Genomic DNA, 23,494 nt, shown 5'->3' with positions numbered 1-23,494 from the left:
CGCAAAAAATCGGGTTTTTCCACCACTTCCTGCACAGCGGGCGACGAACCGAGGCTCATCGTCAGAAATTCCCGACCAGAGCACGCCACAGACGCTGCAAAACAGCCGCGCCAGAATGGCGATGGACCTGCTGATAGCTCGATGCAATGCTGCGGATATCGACGGGTTCGTCCGCCGCGAACAAGGCCAGTCCGGCCAGGGTCGAGAAAGCCGGCCCCGCATGCGCATCGGGCAGCCCCGCCAGCCCGTTGGGACGACCGATCCGCACGGTGCGGCCCAGCGCCACCTGCATGTGATCGGCCAGGCCGCGCAATTCCGCGCAGCCGCCGGTCAGCACGATGCGCTGGCCCTGCGCGCCGGTAAAGCCCAGCTCTTTCAGCCCCTTGGTGATTTCCCCGATCAGATAGTCGAGCGGCTGGCGGATGACCGAGACCAGCTGCGCGCGGCTGATCGAATGCTTGTCGTCGGTGCGTCCGCCTGCGCCGACCAGCTTGCTGTCCTCTTCGGGCAGCCGCAAGTCGATCATGTCATGATTGTCGCGTGGCGAAGACGTCGCAGCGCCATGGAAGCACTTGATCCGCTCCGCCTCGGCCCGGCGCAGGCCAAAGGCAGACGCGATGGCGTCGGTAATGTCCGCGCCGCCGAACGGAATGGTGAACAGCCCCACCAGCATGCCGCCTGCATAGAGCGAGATATTGGTCACCGCAGCGCCCATTTCGACCAGCGCGACGCCCAGTTCGCGCTCTTCCTCGCCCAGGCACGCGGTGCCTGCCGCGATCGGGGCGGCGACGATGCCGCTGACGCCCAGATAGGCGGCGGCGACGGTCTGGTCGATATTGCGCACCGGCGCGCCATCGGCGAATACAACGTGAATATCGACGCCCAGCCGTTCGGCATGCAGGCCGATGGGTTTCTTGACCCCGGTCGCGCCATCGAGCGTGTAGAGCGCAGGCTGCGCGTGCAGCACCATCCGCCCGCCGGGCTGGATCGTCTCGCGTCCTGCCGCCAGCAGATGGTCGACATCATCCTCGTCGATGCGCCCGCCGCCCAGATCGATCTCGACCCGCGCGATCGTGCTGGTCAGCCCGCCCGAGGTGCAGCCGACATGGACATGGTCAATGTTGAGGCCCGCGATCCGCTCGGCCTGTTCCACCGCCTCGCGCACGGCCAGCTCGGTCGCCTGCATGTCGGTGATATAGCCGCGCTTCACCCCATCGCTGGCGCGCTGGCCGGTGCCCAGCACCAGCAGCTCGCCCGCATCGGTACGCCCGATGATCATCGCGCAGACCTTGGACGAACCGATATCGAGCGCGCCAAAGGTCTTTTCGATCCGGGGGACGGCCGCGCCGCCCTTGCGTCCCTTGCCGCCGCTCATTGCGCCGCCGATGCCATGGCATCGCCCTCCGGCTTTTTGGGATCGCGCGGTCGGCGCAGATAGGCGCGCTCGGGATCACGCAGGTCGAAATAGGTCACGCCCTTGCCGAGCAGCCGGTTGACCCCGTCCATCCGAGCAAAGTTGACCAGCGCGGCCTGCGACAGGTCGTCACCTTCGGGCAGCGCCAGCACTTCACCTGTGTGGAAGGTCAGGTTCCAGCGGCGGTTGCCGACCCATTCGGCTTCCTTGACCTGCGGCGTGAGCGCAGGGGCGGCATCGAGCAGCTCGGTGAGATCCCCGATCCGCGTATTGGCGCGCTTGCCGACGATACGCAGCATCTTGGGGTCGATCTGGCCGGGGCTAGGCTCCAGCGCGACGCCCTCGGCATCGACCAGCATCACCTTACCGCGATCTTCCCACACCGCCAGCGGCTCGCGCTCGACGATGTCGACGATCAGCGTATCGGGCAGCTGGCGCGAGATGCGGGCATCGGCGATCCAGCTGAACCGTGTCAGTTCGCGGCGCAGCTCTTCCAGGTCGACCTGCGGCATCGACCGGTCCTTCTGGGCGAGCACGATCTCATAGACCTTGAGCTCGTTCATCTTGTCGACGTTGCGGACCTCGACCTTCTTCACCTCGAACCCGGCGCGTCCGGCGGCCAGCGCCATTTCTTCCTGCACCATTCCCGGCAGCCCCATGAACTGCGCGGTGATCACGCCGCCCAGCGCCAGGATGCCCAGCACCGTGATGGTCGCGGCCTTCTGCATCTGCTCTTCGCTGAACGGCAGCCGCGCCAGGAACGCGTTGGTCCGCGATCGCTGCGCGGTGCGCGGCTTGGCGCGTGTCGCCCCCCGCTTGGCCGATGTGCCGCGCTTAATTCGTGTCGCCATGCCGGGTGCCCCCCAATGCCTGTTCAACGATGATTTCAACCAGATCGGCATAGCTGATGCCGATTGCAGCCGCCTGTTCCGGCACAAGGCTGAGCGGGGTCATGCCCGGCTGGGTATTGACCTCCAGCAAATACAGCCCGTCCAGCCCCTTTTCGTCATCCCAGCGGAAATCGGAGCGCGATGCGCCCTTGCAGCCGAGAATAGTGTGCGCCTTGAGCGCCAGCTCCAGGCAGCGCTCGGCAATCTCTGCCGGGATTTCGGCCGGGCAGATGTGCAGCGTCAGCCCGTCGGTATATTTGGCTTCATAGTCGTAAAAGCCCGACTTGGTCTGCAATTCGGTAACGCCCAGCGCGCGGTCGCCCAGCACGGCGGTGGTGAGTTCACGGCCCTTGATGAAGGGTTCGGCGAGCAGCTCGTCGAATTCCTGCCAGGGCCCGATGGCATCGCGGGCAATCGGATCGCCATAATTGCTCTCCGCCTTGACGATGGCGACGCCCACCGACGAGCCTTCGTTGACAGGCTTGAGCACATAGGGGCGCGGCAGCGGATCGCCTGCGTACAGGCTTTCGCTATGGACGATATGCCCGCCGGGCATCGGGATGCCGTGCGGCACCAGTGCCTGCTTGGTCAGCACCTTGTCGATCGCGATCACCGAAGTGGTGAGCCCCGAGTGCGTGTACGGGATCTGCATCAGATCGAGCATGCCCTGCACGCTGCCATCCTCGCCCGGCGTGCCGTGCAGCGCGTTGAACACCACATCGGGACGGATGCCGGCCAGCACGGCAGCAACATTGCGGTCCATGTCGACCCGCGTGACGGTGTGCCCGCGCGATTCCAGCGCCTTGGCGACGCCCTCGCCGCTCATCAGCGAGACCTCGCGCTCGGCCGACCAGCCGCCCATCAGGACCGCAATATGGAGCTTGGGGAGAGTCATGGCTTGGCTTTTCCTATCCGCTGGATTTCCCATTCCAGCTCGACGCCCGACTGGGCCTTGACGCGGGCGCGGACTTCTTCGCCCAGCGCTTCGATATCGGCGCTGGTGGCGGTGCCGGTGTTGATCAGGAAGTTGGTGTGCTTCTCGCTGACCTGCGCGCCGCCGAGCATCAGGCCGCGACAGCCCGCCGCATCGACCAGCGCCCAGGCCTTGTGCCCATCGGGATTCTTGAAGGTCGATCCGCCGGTCTTGCTGCGCAGCGGCTGGCTCGTCTCGCGCGAGGCGGCGATGCGGTCCATCTCGGCCTGGATCGCCTCGGGCGCTTCGGGGTGACCGCGAAAGGTGGCGGCAATGACGATCGCGCCTTCGGGCAGTTCGGAATGGCGATAGGTGTAATGCAGATCGGAAAGCTGGAGCGTCTGCCGCGAACCATCGCGCAGCAACACATCGCAATCGATCAGCACGTCCTTGACCTCGCGGCCATAGGCGCCGCCATTCATCCGCACGAAACCGCCGACCGTGCCCGGGATCGAGCGCAGGAACTCCAGTCCGCCGATGCCCGCATCGCGCGCAGTCGAGGACACGAGAATGCCCGAGGCCCCTGCCCCGCAGGCCAGAGTCACATCATCGATCCGCTCGACCTTGGCAAAGGCCTTGCCCAGCCGCACTACGACACCGGGCACCCCGCCATCGCGGACGATCAGGTTCGACCCCAGCCCCAGCGCCATCACTGGGACCGAGGGGTCGAGCGCGCCAAGGAACTGCGCGAGGTCGTCGGCGTCCTTCGGCTCGAACAGCCATTCGGCTTCACCACCGGCCTTGAACCACACCAAAGGGGCCAGCGGCGCATGCGTCGTCAGCTTGCCGGAGACCGGCGGCATGGTGGAGGCAAGGGTGGCGGCGGACGTCATTTGATGCCCCACAACCCCATCCAGCCCTTCACCGCCTTCTGCTGGGCCGTCGCCGCGTCGCGCAGCGCAGACGCGCCATCGACGGATTTCTGCCAGGCCTCGAGCATCTTCTGGCCGGCCTGCATCTGCTGGCGCTGCGCATCGATCATCTGCTTCTGCAGATCGATCATCCAGTCAAAGGGCGTGTTCATGCGCTCAGCCTCCGCTGCGCGATGGCGTCGGCCAGGCCCGCCGCCCACTTCGTAATGTCGCCCGCACCCAGGCAGATGACCATGTCGCCGTCCTGCGCCTCGGCAGCCAGCAGTTCGGACAGCTCGTCGGGTCCGGTGATCGTGCGCGCCTGGCGATGGCCGCGCGCCTTGAGGCCGCTGGCGAGCGCCTCGGCGCTCACGCCCTCGATCGGGTCCTCGCCTGCGGCATAGACCGGCGCGACATAAACGATATCGGCATCGTTGAACGCCTGCTGGAACTCGTCCATCAGGTCGCCGAGGCGCGAATAGCGGTGCGGCTGGACCACGGCGATGATGCGGTTCTTGACGCCCTCGCGCGCCGCCGCCAGCACAGCGCGGATTTCCACCGGGTGATGGCCGTAATCGTCGATGATCGTGACGCCATCCACCTCGCCCACCTTGGTGAAGCGACGCTTGACCCCGCCGAACTTGGCAAAGCCGGTGACGATGTCGCTGTCCGCCATGCCCATCTGCAGGCCGACCGCGATCGCCGCGATCGCGTTCTGCACATTGTGACGGCCGGGCATGGGCAGCTCGATCCCCGAAATCTGGCGCACCGAACCGTCGCGCTCGCGCACCGTGACGTCGAAGCGGTTGCCACCGGGGATCGAGACGACATTGTCGCCGCGCACATCGGCCTGGGCGGAAAAGCCATAGGTGACCACGCGCCGGTCCTTGACGCGCGGCAGGATCGCCTGAACCTCGGGATGGTCGAGACACAGGATCGCCGCGCCATAAAAGGGCACGTTCTGGACGAACTCGACAAAGGCGTCCTTCACCTTGTCGAAGCTGCCATAATGGTCGAGATGTTCGGGGTCGATATTGGTGACGACCGCGATCGTGCCATCGAGCCTGAGGAAGCTGCCGTCGCTCTCGTCGGCTTCGACCACCATCCATTCGCTGGCACCCAGGCGCGCATTGGACCCGTAATTGTTGATGATGCCGCCGTTGATCACGGTGGGATCAATGCCGCCTGCATCGAGCATCGCGGCGATCATCGAGGTGGTCGTGGTCTTGCCGTGCGTGCCGGCCACCGCCACGGTGGACTTGAGGCGCATCAGCTCGGCCAGCATTTCAGCGCGGCGGACGACGGGCACGCGGGTTTCCAGCGCCAGATCGACCTCCGGATTGCCGCGCTTGATCGCGGTGGAGGTGACGACCACCGCGGCATCGCCCAGATTTTCCGCCTTGTGGCCGATCATCACCTTGATACCGCGCTTGCGCAGGCCCTCGACGACATAGCTTTCGGCAATGTCCGACCCTTGCACCTTGTAACCCAGATTGTGCATCACCTCGGCGATACCGGACATGCCGATGCCGCCGATGCCGATGAAATGGATGGTGCCAATGTCGATTCCGACGCCCTTCATGCTTCCTGTCCTTCAGCTTCGCGGGCCAGGGCCTCACCGCCACGGGTCTGTCCCTTGGCGGCCGGGGCCACGCGAATAATGTCTGCGAGCGGCGCTGCTCCAAAGCTCTCGACCAGATCGGCGAGGTCGCGCACCGCATTGGGGTAACCGCATTTGTGCGCGGCAAGCGCCGCGTTCTCCAACGCCTGCGGGTCAAGCGCCATCTTCTGGATCTGCTTGGCGAGCTCCTTGGGCGTGAACGCCTCCTGCCGGATCGAGCGGGCACCGCCGGCCTTGACCATCTCGCGCGCATTGGCGGTCTGGTGGTCGTCGGTGGCGATGGGCAGCGGCACCAGGATCGCGGGGCGGCCGGCAACGGTCAGCTCGGCAATGGTCGATGCGCCCGCACGGCCGATGAACAGATGCGACCATCCAAGCTTTTCGGGCAGGTCGTTCATATAGGTCGCCAGTTCCGCCGGAATGCCGTGCTCGGCATATTTGGCGCGCACGCCTTCAATGTCTTCCTCGCGGCACTGCTGCACCACCTGCAGGCGGCGACGCAGATTGACCGGCAGCATCGCCAGCCCATCGGGCACGACCTCGGACAGCACGCGCGCGCCCTGGCTGCCGCCGGTGACCAGCACGCGAAATACCCCGTCCTCGAGCAGCGGCGGATAATTCTCCCCGCGCAGCGACAGCACCTCGTCGCGCACCGGATTGCCGACAACATGGGTGCGGTCGGCATATCGGGGGTTGAGCCGATCGACCTGCTTATAGGCCGTGGCAATCGCGTTGACCCGGCCCGCCATGAAGCGGTTGACGCGGCCCAGCACCGCATTCTGTTCGTGGATGATCGTCGGGATTTGCGCCTTTTGCGCCGCCAGCAGCGTCGGCAGTGCGGGATATCCGCCAAAGCCGATCACCGCGCTGGGCTGGAAATTCTCGAACAGGTTGAGCGCCATGGTCCGCCCCGCCCAGATGCCCTTCATACCCTTGAGCCAGCCGATCGGCCCGCCGGCAATCCGTCCGGGCGGCAGGATGTGCACCTGATCGCCCTCGAAAATGCCCGGGATCTTCGCGCCGCGCTCATCGGTCACCAGCGCGATATGGTGCCCGCGCTGCTGCAGTTCGCGCGCGAGCGCATAGGCCGGGATCAGGTGGCCGCCGGTGCCGCCTGCGGCCAGCACGTAATGGCGTGAAATGGTCATCAGTTCTTCCAGTCCTGTCCCAGCAGGCTGCGGTCCTCGAACGGGTTACGCCGGGTCAGCGACAGCAGCAAGCCCGCGCCGATGCCCAGCGCGATCATCGACGAACCGCCATAGCTGATGAACGGCAGCGTCATGCCCTTGGAGGGGAAAAGCTGCAGGTTGACCGCAATGTTGATGAACGCCTGGCCGCCCAGCTGCGCGGTGAGGCCCGTCACCGCCAGAATGGTGAACAGGTCGCGCTCGTCGAGCAGGCGCATGCAGATGCGCACGATGATCGCGAAATAGACCAGGGCGATCGCCGCGCAGGCGAGCAGGCCGAATTCCTCGCCGATCACCGAGAAGATATAGTCGGTATGCGCCTCGGGCAGGTTGAACTTGTGCGTGCCCAGCCCCGGGCCGGTGCCGATCAGGCCGCCGCCGGTCAGCGTCTTGTGCGCGAACATCACATGGTCATATTCGCCTGCACCGAACAGCCAGCCGTTGATCCGCTGCGTCGCGACGGGATAGAAGAAATAGGCGAGCGTCATGCCCACGGCGCCTGCGCCGACGCCGGCTGCCACAACCTGCATCGGCAGGCCGGCAAGCAGCATCAGCGTGAACCAGATGCCGATGAACATGATCGTCTGGCCAAGGTCCGGCTGGCGCATCAGCAGAAAGGCGATGCATGCGGTGATCGCCGCCGTCAGCTTCAGCACCGGCAGGCTGGGGTCCTTGACCCGCAGCGAGATGATCCAGCCCATGGTCACCGCATAAGCGGGCTTGAGGAATTCGGACGGCTGGATGCCGATGCCATAGCCGATCCAGCGCTTCGATCCGTTCACCGTGTTGCCCAGGATCGGCACCAGCATCAGCAGCACGAAGCACACGCATGCCATGATGATCGCCAGCCGCCGCGCCTCGCGCTTGGGCAGCATCGAGACGATGAACATGAAGCCCAGGCTGACAATCACCCAGCCGAGCTGACGATAGAAGAAATAGAGCGGGCTAAGCGTCTCGGTCGCGGTCGAAAGCCGCCGCGCCGTGGCGGGCGATGCTGCCTGCACCGCGATCAGGCCGATGGCGATCAGCATCAGGATCATCGCCAGCAGCACGCGGTCCAGTTCCCAGAACCAGATCGCCAGCTGCGATCGGTCGCTGCGCCCCAGCCTGCGCCCGAGATTGCGGGGCAGCTTGTAGGCGCGCTTGCCGGAATAGCCGGTGGCGGGGGCGGCGGCAGCCAGATCACTCATGCCTTGGCATCCTCCTGCTGGTTCAGATCCTCTGCGATCAGCGCGTCGACGATCTTGCGGAAGCAATCGCCGCGCGCCTCGAAATCGCGGAACTGGTCGAACGAGGCGCAGGCGGGCGACAGCAGAACCACCTCGCCCGCTTGGGCATTCGCCATCGCGCTGCGCACCGCGTTGGCGAGCAGCTCGGCGCGGGTGACCGGCATGACCTGTTCAAGCTGGTCGGCAAAGATCGGCCCGGCCTCGCCGATGGTATAGGCATGGACGACATGGCCGAAATGCGCGGCGCATTCGTCGAGGCTGTCCCCCTTGGGCAGCCCGCCGACGATCCAGTGGATGCGGGGATAGGCGGCAAGCGCGGGCGCGGTAGAGGCGGGATTGGTCGCCTTGCTGTCGTTGACATAGAGCACGCCGAGATGCTCGGCGGTGCGTTCCATGCGGTGCGGCAGGCTGGAATAGGTGGCGAGCGAAGCGCGGCTGCGCGCCTTGTCGAGACCCAGCGCGTCGACCGCAGCCAGCGCCACCGCGACATTCTGCGCATTGTGCGGGCCTTGCAGCGCCGGCCAAGCGAGCTGCTCCTCGCCGGAAATATCGGCCGCGTGCACCTCGACCGGGTTGGCCAGCGTCACGGCGATGGCGCGCGTCGGTTCGTCATCGGTGGCGATCACCGCGACATGAGCCGCATCCAACTGCATCGCAAACAACCGCGCCTTGGCCGCACAATAGCCAGCAAAGCCATCATAGCGGTCGAGATGGTCGGGGGTGATGTTGAGCAGCACCGCGACATCGCAATCGAGGCTGAAGGTCAGGTCGATCTGATAGCTCGACAGTTCGAGCACATATACGCCACCCTCAGGCAGCGGCGGCTGCGACAGGATGGGCAGGCCGATATTGCCGCCCATGATGGTCGGCACGCCTGCCTCGCGGATGATGTGGTGGATCAGCGCAGTGGTGGTCGATTTGCCGTTGGTGCCGGTGATGCCGATCACGCGGTGCCGCGGCAGGCTGGGGCGGGCCAGCGCGAACAGTTCGATATCGCCGATGATCGGGACGCCGGCGGCGCGCGCGCGATCGGCCACCGGATGCCGGTTCAGCGGCACGCCGGGCGAAACGATCAGGCCGTCGAACCCTGCAAGGTCGATCTCCATCGGATCGCCGATCAGCACTTGCGGGTGATGCGAGACGGCGGTCTCGCGCGCTTCTTCGCGATTGTCCCAGATGGTGCATTCCGCACCCGATGCCATCAGCGCGTCGAGCGTCGCCAGCCCCGAACGCGCGAGGCCCAGGATGCAATAGCGTTTCGCAGCAAAGGCGGGGGAGACGATCACCGGATTTTCAGCGTCGCAAGACCGGCCAGCGCCAGCACCAGGGAGATGATCCAGAAGCGGATGACCACCGTCGATTCCGGCCATCCCAGCTGCTCGAAATGGTGGTGGATGGGCGCCATGCGGAACACGCGCTTGCCGGTGCGCTTGAAGAAGAACACCTGGATGATTACCGACATCGCCTCGACCACGAACAGGCCGCCGACAATCGCGAGCACGAACTCGTGATGCGCGGCGACCGCGATCGCGCCGAGCGCCCCGCCCAGCGCCAGCGATCCGGTATCACCCATGAACACCGCAGCAGGCGGCGCGTTGAACCACAGGAACGCCAGGCACGCACCGATGATGCAGCCGCAATAGATCGCAAGGTCGCCCGCGCCCGGCACGTGCGGGATGCCGAGATAGGCGGCGAACTTGGCGTTGCCGACCATGTAGACGATCAGCAGGAAGGTGAGGCTGGCAATGATCACCGGGAAAGTGGCCAGGCCATCAAGCCCGTCGGTCAGGTTCACCGCATTGCCGAAGGCGACGATCGTGAACGCCGCGAACGGGATGTAGAACAGCCCCAGATCGAACGGCGGGTAGTTGATGAACGGCACATAGAGCAGCGTGCCGGTCTGGCTGAGGATCACCCAGCTGGCGACGCCTGCGATCAGGAACTCGCCGATCAGCCGCACCTTGCCGGACACGCCCTTGTGGCTCGCCTTGCGGACCTTGTCGAAATCGTCGAGGAAACCGATCAGGCCAAAGCCGAGCGTCACGCACAGGCACGCCCAGACGAACACATTGCTGAGGTCCATCCACAGCAGCACCGAAATGGTGAGCGAAATGAGGATCATCAGCCCGCCCATGGTCGGCGTGCCGCGCTTGGCGAGGTGCGTCTGCGGGCCATCGGTGCGGATCGGCTGGCCCTTGCCCTGGCGCATGCGCAGCATCAGGATGAAGCGGGGGCCGATGATCAGACCGATGAACAGCGCGGTGACGATCGCCGCGCCCGAGCGGAAGCTCAGATAGCGGATCAGGTTCAGCGGACCTTCAAAATCCAGATATTGCGCCAGCAGATACAGCATCAAACCCCCTCCCGCGCCAGGGCAGATGCAGCCGGCGGCTTGGCCAGCGCACGCACCAGTGCGGACAATCCCACGGAATTGGACCCCTTGACGAGCAAAGCGTCGCCATCGCCCAAAACGGCCTGCAGCGCGGTGAGCGCGGCGTCGGCGGCGGGCACATGCGCGATTGTGCCCTGCCACTCAAGCGATTTGGCGAGCGCATCGGCCAAGGGTGCCATTTCATCGCCGACCAGAATGACATGGTGCACGCCCGCCGCGATGACAGGGGCAGCAAGGCCGCCATGATAGCCGTCCGAGGTCTCGCCCAGTTCCTTCATCGCGCCCAGCACCGCAATGCGGCGCTTGGCCTGTTCCTGACCCAGCAGCGCAAGCGTGGCTGCCATGGAAGCGGGGTTGGCGTTATAGGCCTCGTCGATCAGCAGCGCGCTGCCGCCATCGGGCGTCACCACCTGCATCCGCTCGCCGCGGCCCGACATGCCGGGAAGATCGGCCAGCGCCAGGCCCGCCACGGCCAGGTCGCCGCCTGCCGCATCGACCGCGCTCATCACCGCCAGCGCATTCATCACCCAATGTTCGCCCGGTGCGCTGACACGGAAGCACAGCCGCGCCTCGCCAATCTGGGCCGTGACCAGCGAGCCGCCCTCGGGCGCGCGGATCGCATCGATCAGCCGGGTTTCGCTGTCCTCCTGGCTGCCGAAGCGGCGGATGCCATGGGCACAGGCTTGGGCGGCGGCATAAAGGCGCGGGTAATGCCGGTTGTTGTGCGGCACGATCGCAGTGCCGCCGGGCTCCAGCCCCTCGAAAATCTCGGCCTTGGCATCGGCAATGCCCTCTTCACCATTGCTGAAATTGCCGATATGCGCCGGTGCGATGGTGGTGATCATCGCGATATGCGGCCGGACGATGCGGGTCAGCTCGGCCAGTTCGCCGGCATGGTTCATCCCCATCTCGAACACGCCATAGCGGGCATCGCGCGGCATCCGCGCCAGGCTCAGCGGCACGCCGACATGGTTGTTGTAGCTCTTGACCGAACGATGCACCGCGCCCGGGGCCATGCGGTCGAGCGCGTGGAACAGCGCCTCCTTGGTGCTGGTCTTGCCGGCCGAACCGGTCACGCCGAAAATGGTGGCGCTGCTGCGCGCGCGCGCCGCATGGCCCAAAGCGGTGAGCGCCGCTGCGCTGTCGGCCACCAGGACATGCGGGTGATCGACAGGGCTTTCGCAGATCACGCCCGCTGCGCCGGCCGCCATCGCGCGGTCGATGAACAGATGTCCGTCGGTCGCCTCGCCGCGCATCGCGATAAACAGGTCGCCCGGCTGGATCTCGCGGGAGTCGAACGCGACGCCATGGACGGCAAAGTCGGCCGAAGCCGTGCCGCCGGTCGCTTCTGCGAGCTCTAAGGACGTCCACAGGCTCATGCCGCGCACTCGCGTGCGACCTGAACGTCGTCGAACGGAAGGACGCGCATGTTATCGCCTGCACCGACGATCTGGCCCTGTTCATGGCCCTTGCCCGCCAGCAGCACGATGTCGTCCTTGCCCGCCATGGCTATGGCTGCGGCAATCGCCTCGCGCCGTCCGCCGATTTCGGTCGCCTGCGGCGCAGCGGCCATGATCGCGGCGCGGATGGCGGCCGGGTCCTCGGAGCGCGGATTGTCATCGGTGACGATCACGACATCGGACAGGTCGCTGGCGACCTTGCCCATTTGCGGGCGCTTGCCGGTATCGCGGTCGCCGCCTGCGCCGAACAGCGTGATCAGCTTGCCGCTGACATGCGGGCGCAGCGCCTCGATCGCCGCCTGCAGGCCATCGGGGGTATGCGCATAGTCGACATAGACCGGCGCGCCTGCGCGGGTGATCACGGCACGCTCCAGCCGTCCGCGCACCGGCTGCAGCCGGGCGACATGATCGAACACCTGGGCCGGCGCGCCGCCTGCCGCGATGACGATGCCGGCGGAGACCAGCGCATTGGCCGCCTGATAGGCACCGATCAGCGGCAGGTTGACCTTCACCTGCTTGCCGTCATGCTCGAGTACCAGCTGCTGGCCGAGCTGGGTCGGTGTGCGGCTGACCAGCTTGATCGCCTCCCCGGCGCTGCCCACGGTCAGCAGCTTGAGCCCGCGTGCCCTGGCACGTTCGATAACCGGCTGCGACCATTCGTCATCGGCCCAGGCCACGAAATGCCCGCCATCGACGACCACTTCGTCGACCAGCCGCATCTTGGCCTCGAAATAGGCCTCCATCGTGCCGTGATAGTCGAGATGATCGCGGCTCAGATTGGTGAATGCACCGACCTGCACCGGCAGGCCTTCGGTGCGGAACTGCGACAGGCCGTGGCTCGATGCCTCGAAAATGGCATGGGTCACGCCCTCGCGCGCCAGGCCCGACATATTGCCGAGGAAGGTCACGATATCGGGGGTGGTCAGCCCGGTGGAGGCCTGATCGACCGAGGTTGTGACGCCCAATGTGCCGATCGAGGCGGCATTGTGCCCCGCCATCCGCCAGAGCTGGCGGGTCATTTCGGCCGTGGAGGTCTTGCCATTGGTGCCGGTGACGGCGGCGACATGCGCGGGGACGGGCGTGAAGAAGCGGGCGGCGAGCTGGGCAAAGGCCCGGCGGGGCGTCGCATCGGCAATGTGGAGTGCGCCTTCGACTTTGGCATCAGGCGCGGCGACAATCGCAATCGCACCGGAAGCGACGGCATCGGCGATGAAATCCTCGCCATTGAAGCGGGCACCGGGAAAGGCACCGAAAACGGTGCCAGGCGCAACCTTGCGGTGATCGATGGCAAATCCGGTCACAATCCGCGCGGCATCGTCGCTGGAAAGGCCCGAAGCCAGTTCACCCAATTTCATTGCACGTCCCTTTTACCGACCCTGTAAATTCCCGCCTCCTCTATGTCTGACCGCATCAGATGCAACCCCCTGCATCGCGGTGCCTGTGTATAATTGCCTATACCGGATCGTCCGATTTCTTGCCTGGTGCCTTCCACAGCAGCGGCATCAGTTCCGACACGTCGACATCGCGGCGGTCATCGGGGATGACGCCCAGCATCGGGCCGATCCGCGGCACCAGCTTGGCAACCACCGGTGCGGCGGTCCAGCCAGCGGTCCGCTGGAACGACGATGCCGAATTGCCCGAGGGCTCGTCGATCATCACGATCACCACATAGCGCGGCTTGTCCATCGGGAAGGCCGCCGCAAAGGTCGCGACCACCGAACTGCGCTTGTAGCCGCCCGCGCCCGGCTTTTCGGCCGAGCCCGTCTTGCCGCCGACGCGGAAACCGGGCGCCTCGGCCTTGCGGCCGGTACCGTCGCGCACGATCATGCGCAGCAGCTGGTTCATCCGTGCGCTGGTCGACGCCTTGAACACCCGCTCGCCGCGCGGCACATCGGCCGGGTTCAGCTTCATCAGCGTCGCCGGCCGGTACAGCCCGCCATTGACCATCGCCGCATAGGCAGAGGCGAGGTGCAGCGGCGTCACCGCGATGCCATGGCCATAGGCGACGGTCATGTTGGTCAGCCGGCCCCATTGCGCGGGCCAGAGCGGCTTGGCGCGCTCGCGCAGGTTGATATCGGCCTGGCGATCGAAGTGGAGCTTGCGCATCACTGCCTGCAGCCGCTCGGGGCCCAGCTCGTCGGCAATCTGCGCGGTGACGATGTTGGAGCTGTGGACCAGTGTCTCGGGCACGTTCAGCCAGCGGCCCGACGAGTGGGAATCGCGGATCTGGAAGCCCGCCACCTTGAGCGGACGGCTGGCATCGTAACGCCGCGACAGGTCGGTCACGGTTCCGGCATCGATCGCGGCAGCGACGGTCAGCGGCTTGAAGGTCGATCCCAGCTCGAAGAAGCGATAGGTGACCTGGTTCGCCTCAAAGGCGGCGCTGCTGGCGTCGAAATGATTGGGGTTGAAGCTGGGCAGCGAGGTCATCGCCATCACCTCGCCCGTTTCCACGTCGAGCACGATCCCGGCAGCCGCCTTGGCATCATAGGCCTTCATGCCCTTGCCCAGTTCGTCCTCGAGCGCGGCCTGCACGCGGATGTCGACCGACAGCGCAGACGGGGTCAGGCGCTTTTTCGGGTCGATCAGATCGCTGTCCATCGCCCGCTCCATGCCGGAGACGCCATGGCCATCGGGATGGACATAGCCCAGCACATGCGCCGCCAGTTGCAGCTGCGGGTAGAAACGCTCCTTTTCGCGCGGAAATTCGATGCCGACTTCGCCCAGCGCATGGACCCGGTTGACCTCTTCCGGAATGGCGCGGTGGCGCAGATAGGTGGGCTTCTTGCGGCTAAGCAGATCGAGGAACCGGGCTTCCGAAGTATCGGGGAAGATCGCCGCCAGCTTGCCGGCCAGCACCTTGCGGTCACCGATCAGCTTGTCGGGCACCACGCGGATGGCATAGCCGTCGATGGTGCGCGCCAGCGGCACGCCGTTGCGATCGACGATATCGCCGCGGCCCGGATCGACCAATGCGGAGCGTGTCGCAGCCTGCGCCTGCTCGCCGAACACGCCGATAAAGGTCAGGCGCAGCAGGATCGCGCCGACGCCCAGGCCAAATAGCGCAAGCACCGCAACCAGGCGGACCTGCGCGGTGAGCGTGAGATGCTGGCGCTTGCTGGCCAGACGGACCCTGTGGCTACCGGATGCAAGCGCGGTCATTGACCCCCCGTCTTCTTCAGTTCGGCATCAGCCTGTTTGTTGATCCGATCGAGCAGCCTGTCGTCGAGCAGCCTGCGGCCAGCGCCTTTATCCTCGCCCGCCTTGGCCGACTTGGGCGCGGTGGCCGATGTCGCGGCGCGCGCCGGGCTGATGATCGCGACGCTCGCCGAGACCGAAAGCGGCTCGGGCGTCTTGGCGGTGTTCGCGGCGAGCTGCGCGGGCTTGATCGCGGCGGGCTCGGCCTGCGGCTTGATGGTCATCGCCGCGACGCGCACCGGCTGGTCGAGCGGCTTGGTGGCATCGCCCAGATTGGCGAGCTCGCGCTCGCCATCCAGATATTGCGCCGCGCTGGGCGCTTCATAACCATATTCCAAGTCGTTCCACATCGCGAGCTGGGCCAGGCTGGCGCGCGTGGCGAATTCGGTCTCGAGATAGCGGATTTCGGCGCGGGTGCGCAGGATGTCGCGCTCGGTGCGCGTGAGATCGCTGCGCAGCGTCGCAACGCTGAGCGAGAGCGGATAGAGCGCGATCGCCACGATGAAGATCAGCGCGATCCAGCCGATGGTCTTGAGCCGCTTGACTGCCAGGATCATGCCGCCCGCCTTTCCGCATCATCGTGCGTGCCCAAGCCGGGGGCATCGCTACGGACTGCGACCCGCAAGGTGGCCGAACGCGCGCGGGGGTTACGCGCGCATTCGGCCTCGCCCGCCCGGGTCGGTCTGGCGGGTTTCTCGAAACTGGGGGTACGGCGCTGGCCGGACATGTCGGGCAGGTGACGCGATCCGGCACCCTCGCTGCCGCTGCGCACCTTCAGGAACCGCTTGACGATGCGGTCTTCCAGGCTGTGGAAGCTGACCACGGCCAGACGCCCGCCGGGGGCGAGCATCGCCTCTGCGGCAACCAGCCCCTCGCGCAGCTCGTCCAGCTCGCCGTTCACATGAATGCGGATCGCCTGGAAGGTGCGCGTGGCCGGGTCCTTGGGCGCGCCGGGGCGATAGCCCAGAGCCTTGCGCACCACCGCCGCCAGCTCGAGCGTCCTCTGCAACGGACGGGCGGCGACGATGGCGCGGGCGATGCGGCGCGACTGGCGCTCTTCGCCATACAAGTAGAGGATATCGGCGATATCGGCTTCTTCGGCGGTGTTGACGAACTCTGCCGCGCTCAGCCCGTCCTGGCCCATGCGCATGTCGAGCGGGCCATCGGACTGGAACGAGAAGCCACGATCCGCCTGATCGAGCTGCATCGACGAGACGCCGATATCGAACACGATGCCATCCACCTGGGTGACGCCCGCAGCCTGCAGCACCTGCGCGAGTTGCGAGAAGCGGGCTGCATGGAAGGTGAAGCGGCCGTTCGCTTCCTCCACCAGCGCCTTGCCGGTCGCTGCGGCATCGGGATCGCGGTCGAAACCATGGACCGATGCACCGGCGTCCAGCATGGCGCGGCTGTATCCACCAGCACCAAAGGTTGCATCGACATGCACCTCGCCCGGCGCAATCGCCAGGCCTTCGAGCACCTCGGCGAGCAGCACCGGAACGTGCGGGGCGTCGCTGCGGGCGATGTCGCGGGTTTCAGGGCGGGCCATCAGCGCTTGCCCCCCAGCTCTTCCATCAGGAAACGCGCATTGAACTGCTGCGAGGCGAGACGCGGGTCGTCCATCGCCAGCAGATGCTCAACGCCCCAGACGCTGAAATCGGTGCCGTTGCCGCTGAAGAACACGTGCTTTTCGATTCGGGCCATCGCGACCAGCATCCTTGGCAGGATGAGACGTCCGCTGCTGTCGAAGCTGATCGTGGCGGTGGAGTTGAAGCGCGGGCCGCCGAACAGCTCGGTGCGGAATTCCTCGCCCGCCTCGCTCGCCAGCTGCTCACGGCGGCGCATCTGCTCCAGCAAGGCTGCGAGACGTTCGGTGCCATGGCCCTGCAGGCACTGGGCCTGGGCATTGAACGAGAAGACGACCGAGCTTTCGCCATTCGAGTTAGCGATGATGGGATTGCGGAAGGCAGCCGGGATGGCCATCCGCCCCTTAGGGTCGATGGTGGTCAATGCAGAACCAAGAAAGGCACTGATTTCCGCCACTTGGTCGATTCACCCCTTATGCCGCGCCGTTGCGTATCCCTGACTGTCCGGGGGTGCCTCCATGACCCTGACTGCCCCGCACACGGCCCGCATCCGCCGGATCGCGGATAAAGCCCTGAGGCTCCCACGGCGCGTCGGCACCGCAGGTCGGCAAGGAATCACAGATGGTTGAACCCCGATTAAGGGAGTCCATACCAAGGGAAACTTGGGGAGGAAAGGGGTTTTTTGGGTCTAGAACGGCAATATTGGGGCGAGCGCGCCAGAATCGGGGTGAACCGAACGTCCTTGCCTGAGCCGCGTCACGACGTGTCCTCCGCCACCAATCCGGTGATCAGATCGTGCACCAGCAGGCGGTTGGCGCGGGCGGTCTGGCCCGGTTTTTCGAGGATTGCCGGATCGAGCAGATCGGCATCGGCGACCAGCACCGCATGCCCCCTGCCCACCCGGCAGCGCGCCAGATGTGCGGACGATTCCAGCGTGCATGCCGCGTCCCCAATTCTCCCGCGCAGGACCCCGAATTGCCCGGGATGAACCAGAACGGCGCCCGATTTCCCCAACCGGACCGATTCGATCGCCGGATCCAGCAGCTCCAATCCCCAATGGCTGAGCAGCGGCGAGAGCAAGGATGTCCGCACCGGCCCTGCCGGATCGGCCAGCCCTGCCCCATGCGGCCATTCGAGCATCGGATCGGCAAACAGCAACAGCCTGCCGCCCTGGCGCACATAGCCATCGAGCGCGACCAGCTCCTGCGGGCTCAAGCCGCGCGGCTGGACCAGGATCGCCAGGCGCGCGCCTTCGAACGCTGCCGCATCGAGAATATCGGGCACGACCAGATCGTGCGCCTCAGCCAGCGCGCGGTGCAGGGGATGCGGATCGGCCTTGCCCGCGATGACGCCCGCCATGTCCACGCCTGCGCCATAGACGAGCGGAAGGCTGCTCATCAGCACGATACGCTGGCGCGGCAGGCTGGGGAGGATCGGGGCTGGAGGCTCGGCATGGGCGGTCTCGCCGGCCTGGCCCGACGAGGCGGGAGCGCAGGCCGTCGCTGCCAGGCCTGCCGCCGCGAGCGCGACGCCCAGGCGCATCATTGCTGGGGCTGGCTGGGAGTGCCCGTTTGCGGGGCGGGCTGCAATTCGCCGACCACCGGAGTCTGCCCGCCTGCGCTGTGCTGCGCGCCTTCTGCCGGAAGATCGGGCACCACGCCCAGATCGACCAGCGGCTCGCTTGCGGCTGGTGCCTGCACCACCGGCGGCGATGCGGGATTGGTCGTGCCGGGTTCGGCGGCGATGGCCGTCTCTGCCGGAGCCTCGGTCGCGGCGCGCTGCAGCAGCATGTCGGCCAGCGCGACCATCACCAGTACCGCAAAGATACCGCCGATGCCGATCTGCAGCCGGTGCATAAGGGGATTGCCCCCAGCGTTGCGGGCTTTTTCAGCGACCATGACCGTGAGTATAGGTCAATCGGCCAGCCAGGGGAAGACGGGCAATCCCTTGGCGCGCAGCCATTCGGGATTGTACAGCGTCGACAGATAGCGGAAGCCCGTATCGCACAGGATGGTCACGACGCGCGAGCCCTGGCCCAGTGTCCGCCCCAGCTCGACCGCGCCTGCGACATTGATGCCCGAGGACAGGCCCAGACACAGCCCCTCTTCCTTGAGCAGCCGCTGCACCCAATAGAGCCCGACCTCATCGGAAATGCGGAACTGCGTATCGATCGGCGCATCTTCCAGATTGCCGGTGATGCGCCCCTGGCCGATGCCTTCGGCGACCGACGATCCTTCCGCCTTCAGCTCGCCATTGGCGTAATAGTTGAACAGGGCAGCGCCGTGCGGATCGGTCAGCGCGATGGTGACATCGGGGTTGTGCGCCTTGAGGCCCATGCCCACGCCGGCGATCGTGCCGCCGGTGCCCGCAGCGCAGGTGAAACCGTCGATCCGGCCATCCATCTGCGCCCAGATCTCTTCTGCCGTGCCCTCGATATGCGCGCGACGGTTGGCGATATTGTCGAACTGCTGCGCCCAGATCGCGCCCGGCGTTTCTTCGGCCAGGCGGCGCGAGGTGTGCACGAAATGGCCGGGATTGGCATAAGGCGCGGCCGGCACCAGCACCAGTTCGGCACCCAGCGCGCGCAGCGTGTCCATCTTCTCCTTGGACTGGGTTTCGGGCATGACGATGATGGTCTTGTAGCCCTTGGCATTGGCGACCAGCGCGAGGCCGATGCCGGTATTGCCCGCCGTGCCCTCGACGATCGTCCCGCCGGGCTGCAGCGTCCCGCGCTCCTCGGCATCGCGCACGATATACAGCGCCGCGCGGTCCTTCACCGATGCGCCGGGATTGGCATATTCGCACTTGCCAAAGATGTCGCAGCCCGCAGCCTCGCTGGGGCCATGGAGCCGCACCAGCGGGGTGTTGCCAATCAGGTCGAGCGTGGTCGGTGCAATGGTCATGGCGGCTAGATAGCCACCGGTCACGCGGGCGGCAAGGTGCGGCTGCCCATCGGCCATCGCGAGATGGCGATCAGGCCGGCCTTTCCGCCAGCAGGCTGCGCACCAGCGGCTGCATCTTTTCGTCGAAGCGCGCCAGCATCACATGCTCGTCGGCGGTCTCGTAATGGGTGATGAGTTCGCGCCCGTTCCACCAGTGCAGCGCGAAGGCGGGCGGATCGGCGATGATCATGTTGCGGCCATCGGGCCTGTCGGGATCGATCGGGGCCAGCTCCAGCGCCACCTGCGGCGCGCTTGACGGGCAGATGGCAACCGGAAACCCGTTCCACTGGCTGACGATCGCGCGATGGACATGGCCGCAGACCATGCCGATCACGTTCGGCCGGTTCGCCAGGCAGTCGCGCAGCCGCTCCACCCAGGGCTCTTCGGGATGCGTGTTCATCCACTCGATGCCCACCTCGATCGGCGGGTGGTGCTGGACGATCAGCGTCGGACGGTCGGTGTGCTCGGTCAGCCGCGCGCGCAGCCATTCGGCGCGGACCTCGCAGAACGCACCGCCATGGCGCCCCTCTTCCAGCGTATCGAGCACCAGCAGCCGGATCGGCCCTGCATCGACCTCATATTGCACAAAGCCGTCGGCGGTCGGAACGTCGGGAAATTGCGCCTGAAAAGTATCGCGCTGGTCGTGATTGCCCATGCACATATAGACAGGGAACGGGCAGACCGAGAGCGCATTCTTGAGGCGGCGATAGCTGTCCTCATCGCCCCGATCGATCAGATCGCCCGTGGCGAGCAGCAGATCGGGCACCGGATCGAGATCGCGCAGCATGGCAATAACCTGATCGAGCCGCTTGCGATTGAACTCGGCGGGGTTATCGGGATCGAAGCCCAGATGAATATCGGTGATCTGAGCTATAAGCATTCCGCGACCCGGTCCCTTATTGTTCGTGTGCTCAGGGGTGGAAGCTATCGTCGCAATCGCGCCGCTGCCCCCCCCGGATGCGCCATGGAGGCCGTAATCTCTGGCCGCTTTTTCTTCTTGTCTTGCTCGCGAAGCAGCCATGGCGCCCCCTTATCGGCATGGTAATCGTGGCACATTGCACAGGTAGATTCGACCGGTTTCTTAACCTTGATCAAGGATTCGCCAGTCTCGCCAACATGGCAGGTGCGACAATCCTTGATTCCGGGCAGTAACAGGTCGGACGCGTCTCTGGATTTTTCGGCCAGATGGCAGCTGGTGCACTCTTCCTTGTCGTGCGCATCATGGGTGAACCAGCCCTTTTGCATGTAACGGCTGGTCTGCGCGACCGGTGCAATGCGGAAATCGAGCCCGCCCGAAGCAGGCGGCACCACGACGTGGCAGTCATAGCAAGCGCCGCCACGGCTGAAGACCTGGCGGATCGCCTGATCGGCACGGCCACCGCGGAAATTCACCGCACGGGCATAATCCGCTGCCGTCCGCCGCGAGTTCACGACCCCTGGCCGCTGGCGCGCCAGGCTGCCCAGATTGATCGGCCGCGCAGGCGGGGTCGAGCGGTAGAAGGCGCGCAGATCGGCCTTGACCTGTTCGGGCTGGCCGTGTCGCAGCGTGCGATAGGTGCCGCCGATCTTGTCAAAGGCCAGGCTGTGGCACATCGCACAGCTCTTCTCCATGTCGACCGCTACAAAGCCGACATTGTTCTTGTCCGGCTCGTGACAATCCTTGCACTCGAGCGCGTCGCCAAAATCGTATTTGCCGCTGAGCCGGCGCCCCATCTGCGCGACGCCGCCGGTCTTGTTGAGATGAAGATCGTGCGGGAACTTCAGGCCGTTATTCTCGCGCGGCTTCTTGTCGAGCGAGATGCGCTTGCGCGGTGCCTTGGCATCATCCCCCACCAGCGGACGCACCAGCACCGCCGCCTGGAATTGCGGGTGTGCCTTGCCGAAGTCGGCGGCGTTTCCGAGTTTGGTGTCGGTCAAGCGCGTGTTCATCCCGTCATGGCATTCAGCACAGAATCGCTGCTGTGTCGGTTCCATAGCACCCGCACCCTCGTGCTCGGTGTGACATTCGACACAGCGTCCTGCGGGTTTGTTGAAACTGGCCGCAACGAATCGGGTAAAGGCGGCAAATCCGGTGGGTTCGCCGCGGGCATCCAGCTGGCGCGCCATCGGTGCATGCGGCCCGGCATCCTTCTGGTGGCAGGTCATGCAGGCATTGTCGCGCACCGACACGAACGCATCGACATGGCAGGACTGGCAGTCATTCTTCAGCGTCTTGTGCGCCAGGCTGAGCTTGCCCGATGACCACATCGTATCGGCATGGAAGCCCTCGGGCCGCGAGACTTTTTCCTTGTAAGCCAGGTCCTTGTAGTTCGACCAGGTGTAGATCGGCCAGGCGAGGCACGCGATCAGCACCAGCAGCGCAAAGCCCCAGGCGCTCATCCGCTTGCCGGGCAGCAGGCCCTTGAGCGAATAGATCGCCGCCTCGTCCTTGTCCTCGGCGCTGTCCGACACCGCCTCGACGCGGCGCACGGTCAGGGTGACGGCATCGCCTTCGCTGCCCAGCGCGATGATATGGCCACCAAAACGCAATTCCGCGCCGCGCGCGATGTCGATCGTCGTCGATTCGACACTGCGGCCATCGACATCGAATGGTTGCTGCGATTGCGCGGTGATGACCAGCTCGCCGCCTCGGCGGACCATTTGCGCGTGAACCGGGTTCACCGCAAGGTCGGGCAGATGCACGCCGTTGCTGGCGTTGCGGCCGATGAAAATCTCCTCGCCCGCCACCTCGGTCTGGCGGACGATCTCGCTGCCATCTGCCTTCAAGGCCACCTGGCGGACGATAAACATCATTCAACTGCCCCCAACACTTGCCGACACCCGCCCCCGGGACTTTCGATCACCAGTAGAAAAACACGCTGACAATATGCGCGGACAGCGCCGCGAGCAGCGCGAACGTCATCGGCACATGGACATAGAGCCACACCTGCAGCATTGACTTGATCTGCAGATGCTTGCGCAGCCGTGCCAGAGTCGATTCCTTGCGCTGCAAAAGCCCGTCGACCTTGTCGAGCGGGTCATCGCCCATGCGCGGCTGATAGGCGCGCATCCGGCGCAGCTCGGCAATCGCCGCGCGGGTTTCGCAGCCCGAATAGCTGTTAGTGATGCGCTGGAAGAAATTGCCGTCGAACGGGTCCTGCTCCAGCGATGCCTGAACCAGCGCGGCCTGCGCAGGATCGAGCGGCTGGGCGGCATCGTGCAGCTGACGGTCGAGCGAGCGGAGCTGCTCGATCATCATCTTCTCGGTCACCGCACCGTCGGAATCGGCGCGGTTGCTCGACAGATTGTCGGGCAGGGTCGCGTAGAAATAGATGCCGACAATGCCCGAGATGATCACGATCATCATCAGCGACCAGGCCAGCGTGTGCACGTTCCAGCCCAACTGGAAACCGGTGTGCAGCGTGCCGATGACGATCAGGCTGAGCCCGAGATAGACATGCGCGCTGGTCCAGGCCTTGAGCGACCAGCCCCCCGGCGTGATCGCGCGCTTGCGCAGGCCCAGGCACGTCAGCCACAGAATCAGCGCCGCCCCGATGGTACCCAGCGTATAGCCATACCACGAGCCGCCATTGTGGCGTGGCTGCACATCGATGAGGAAATAGCTGACCAGGCACACGATGCTGAGCACCGTGGCGATCTTCATCCAGCGGAAATTCTTGTGCTTCAGAAAGCCGTCATGCATCGAATTGCGCTGACGGCCGGTGGTCTTCTTGCGTGCTGGCGGCGCTGCGCCTTGAGCCTGGCTGGCCAT

22 protein-coding genes are annotated in these 23,494 nt (G+C 65.6%); all 22 read right to left on the bottom strand.

The window, feature by feature from the left end:
* Nucleotides 1–61 precede the first annotated feature (61 nt).
* The 22 genes from ftsA to OU999_17425 all read right to left on the bottom strand — a co-directional run bounded on the left by ftsA (nt 62) and on the right by OU999_17425 (nt 23,494).
* On the bottom strand, nt 62–1,375 hold the full coding sequence (ftsA, locus tag OU999_17530) for a cell division protein FtsA (protein ID WAC23505.1): 1,314 nt from the start codon (nt 1,373–1,375) through the stop codon (nt 62–64).
* Nucleotides 1,372–2,265 (bottom strand): FtsQ-type POTRA domain-containing protein, encoded by an 894-nt coding sequence (locus tag OU999_17525; protein ID WAC23504.1) that lies wholly within the window; start codon nt 2,263–2,265, stop codon nt 1,372–1,374. The genes ftsA and OU999_17525 overlap by 4 nt, the downstream gene beginning before the upstream one ends.
* A complete protein-coding gene (locus OU999_17520; protein WAC23503.1) occupies nt 2,249–3,199 on the bottom strand; it encodes a D-alanine--D-alanine ligase in 951 nt (316 codons plus the stop codon). Before OU999_17520 ends, OU999_17525 begins: the two co-directional genes overlap by 17 nt.
* Nucleotides 3,196–4,080, bottom strand: a complete 885-nt coding sequence (murB, locus tag OU999_17515) for a UDP-N-acetylmuramate dehydrogenase (GenBank protein WAC25469.1) — start codon at nt 4,078–4,080, stop codon at nt 3,196–3,198. Before murB ends, OU999_17520 begins: the two co-directional genes overlap by 4 nt.
* 26 nt (nt 4,081–4,106) lie before the next feature.
* Nucleotides 4,107–4,301, bottom strand: a complete 195-nt coding sequence (locus OU999_17510; protein WAC23502.1) for a hypothetical protein — start codon at nt 4,299–4,301, stop codon at nt 4,107–4,109.
* Nucleotides 4,298–5,710: a UDP-N-acetylmuramate--L-alanine ligase gene (murC, locus tag OU999_17505; protein ID WAC23501.1), complete on the bottom strand. Its 1,413-nt coding sequence runs from the start codon at nt 5,708–5,710 to the stop codon at nt 4,298–4,300. The genes OU999_17510 and murC overlap by 4 nt, the downstream gene beginning before the upstream one ends.
* A complete protein-coding gene (murG, locus tag OU999_17500) occupies nt 5,707–6,897 on the bottom strand; it encodes an undecaprenyldiphospho-muramoylpentapeptide beta-N-acetylglucosaminyltransferase (protein WAC23500.1) in 1,191 nt (396 codons plus the stop codon). Before murG ends, murC begins: the two co-directional genes overlap by 4 nt.
* Nucleotides 6,897–8,126, bottom strand: a complete 1,230-nt coding sequence (locus OU999_17495) for a putative peptidoglycan glycosyltransferase FtsW (GenBank protein WAC23499.1) — start codon at nt 8,124–8,126, stop codon at nt 6,897–6,899. Before OU999_17495 ends, murG begins: the two co-directional genes overlap by 1 nt.
* The gene (gene murD, locus OU999_17490) at nt 8,123–9,451 is read right to left on the bottom strand and encodes a UDP-N-acetylmuramoyl-L-alanine--D-glutamate ligase (GenBank protein ID WAC23498.1); all 1,329 of its coding nucleotides are present in this window, start codon (nt 9,449–9,451) and stop codon (nt 8,123–8,125) included. Before murD ends, OU999_17495 begins: the two co-directional genes overlap by 4 nt.
* A complete protein-coding gene (gene mraY, locus OU999_17485) occupies nt 9,448–10,518 on the bottom strand; it encodes a phospho-N-acetylmuramoyl-pentapeptide-transferase (GenBank protein WAC23497.1) in 1,071 nt (356 codons plus the stop codon). Before mraY ends, murD begins: the two co-directional genes overlap by 4 nt.
* Nucleotides 10,518–11,936, bottom strand: a complete 1,419-nt coding sequence (locus tag OU999_17480; GenBank protein WAC23496.1) for a UDP-N-acetylmuramoyl-tripeptide--D-alanyl-D-alanine ligase — start codon at nt 11,934–11,936, stop codon at nt 10,518–10,520. The genes mraY and OU999_17480 overlap by 1 nt, the downstream gene beginning before the upstream one ends.
* Complete coding sequence (locus OU999_17475) at nt 11,933–13,372, bottom strand: UDP-N-acetylmuramoyl-L-alanyl-D-glutamate--2,6-diaminopimelate ligase (GenBank protein ID WAC23495.1); 1,440 nt, start codon at nt 13,370–13,372, stop codon at nt 11,933–11,935. The genes OU999_17480 and OU999_17475 overlap by 4 nt, the downstream gene beginning before the upstream one ends.
* Nucleotides 13,373–13,469: 97 nt before the next feature.
* On the bottom strand, nt 13,470–15,179 hold the full coding sequence (locus OU999_17470; GenBank protein ID WAC23494.1) for a penicillin-binding protein 2: 1,710 nt from the start codon (nt 15,177–15,179) through the stop codon (nt 13,470–13,472).
* Nucleotides 15,176–15,772, bottom strand: coding sequence for a hypothetical protein (locus OU999_17465; GenBank protein ID WAC23493.1), 597 nt, complete (start codon nt 15,770–15,772; stop codon nt 15,176–15,178). Before OU999_17465 ends, OU999_17470 begins: the two co-directional genes overlap by 4 nt.
* Entirely contained in the window at nt 15,769–16,764 is a 996-nt protein-coding gene (gene rsmH, locus OU999_17460; protein WAC23492.1) for a 16S rRNA (cytosine(1402)-N(4))-methyltransferase RsmH, read from the bottom strand. Before rsmH ends, OU999_17465 begins: the two co-directional genes overlap by 4 nt.
* Nucleotides 16,764–17,198 (bottom strand): hypothetical protein, encoded by a 435-nt coding sequence (locus OU999_17455; GenBank protein WAC23491.1) that lies wholly within the window; start codon nt 17,196–17,198, stop codon nt 16,764–16,766. Before OU999_17455 ends, rsmH begins: the two co-directional genes overlap by 1 nt.
* 359 nt (nt 17,199–17,557) lie before the next feature.
* Nucleotides 17,558–18,346 (bottom strand): hypothetical protein, encoded by a 789-nt coding sequence (locus OU999_17450; GenBank protein ID WAC23490.1) that lies wholly within the window; start codon nt 18,344–18,346, stop codon nt 17,558–17,560.
* Nucleotides 18,343–18,657, bottom strand: a complete 315-nt coding sequence (locus OU999_17445) for a hypothetical protein (protein ID WAC23489.1) — start codon at nt 18,655–18,657, stop codon at nt 18,343–18,345. Before OU999_17445 ends, OU999_17450 begins: the two co-directional genes overlap by 4 nt.
* 57 nt (nt 18,658–18,714) lie before the next feature.
* Nucleotides 18,715–19,704 carry a cysteine synthase A gene (locus OU999_17440; protein WAC25468.1) on the bottom strand — a complete coding sequence of 330 codons (990 nt, stop codon included), beginning with the start codon at nt 19,702–19,704 and terminating at the stop codon, nt 18,715–18,717.
* A 70-nt stretch (nt 19,705–19,774) separates the two neighbouring features.
* On the bottom strand, nt 19,775–20,623 hold the full coding sequence (locus OU999_17435; protein WAC23488.1) for a phosphodiesterase: 849 nt from the start codon (nt 20,621–20,623) through the stop codon (nt 19,775–19,777).
* 44 nt (nt 20,624–20,667) lie between these two features.
* On the bottom strand, nt 20,668–22,536 hold the full coding sequence (locus OU999_17430; protein WAC23487.1) for a cytochrome c3 family protein: 1,869 nt from the start codon (nt 22,534–22,536) through the stop codon (nt 20,668–20,670).
* A gap of 46 nt (nt 22,537–22,582) precedes the next feature.
* Nucleotides 22,583–23,494 carry a hypothetical protein gene (locus OU999_17425; GenBank protein ID WAC23486.1) on the bottom strand — a complete coding sequence of 304 codons (912 nt, stop codon included), beginning with the start codon at nt 23,492–23,494 and terminating at the stop codon, nt 22,583–22,585.

It is taken from the genome of Blastomonas sp. SL216 (genome assembly GCA_026625625.1).
Classification (GTDB): domain Bacteria; phylum Pseudomonadota; class Alphaproteobacteria; order Sphingomonadales; family Sphingomonadaceae; genus Blastomonas.
Note: the sequence above shows the minus strand (reverse complement) of the source record. Positions and strands in the feature narration are given on the sequence as shown.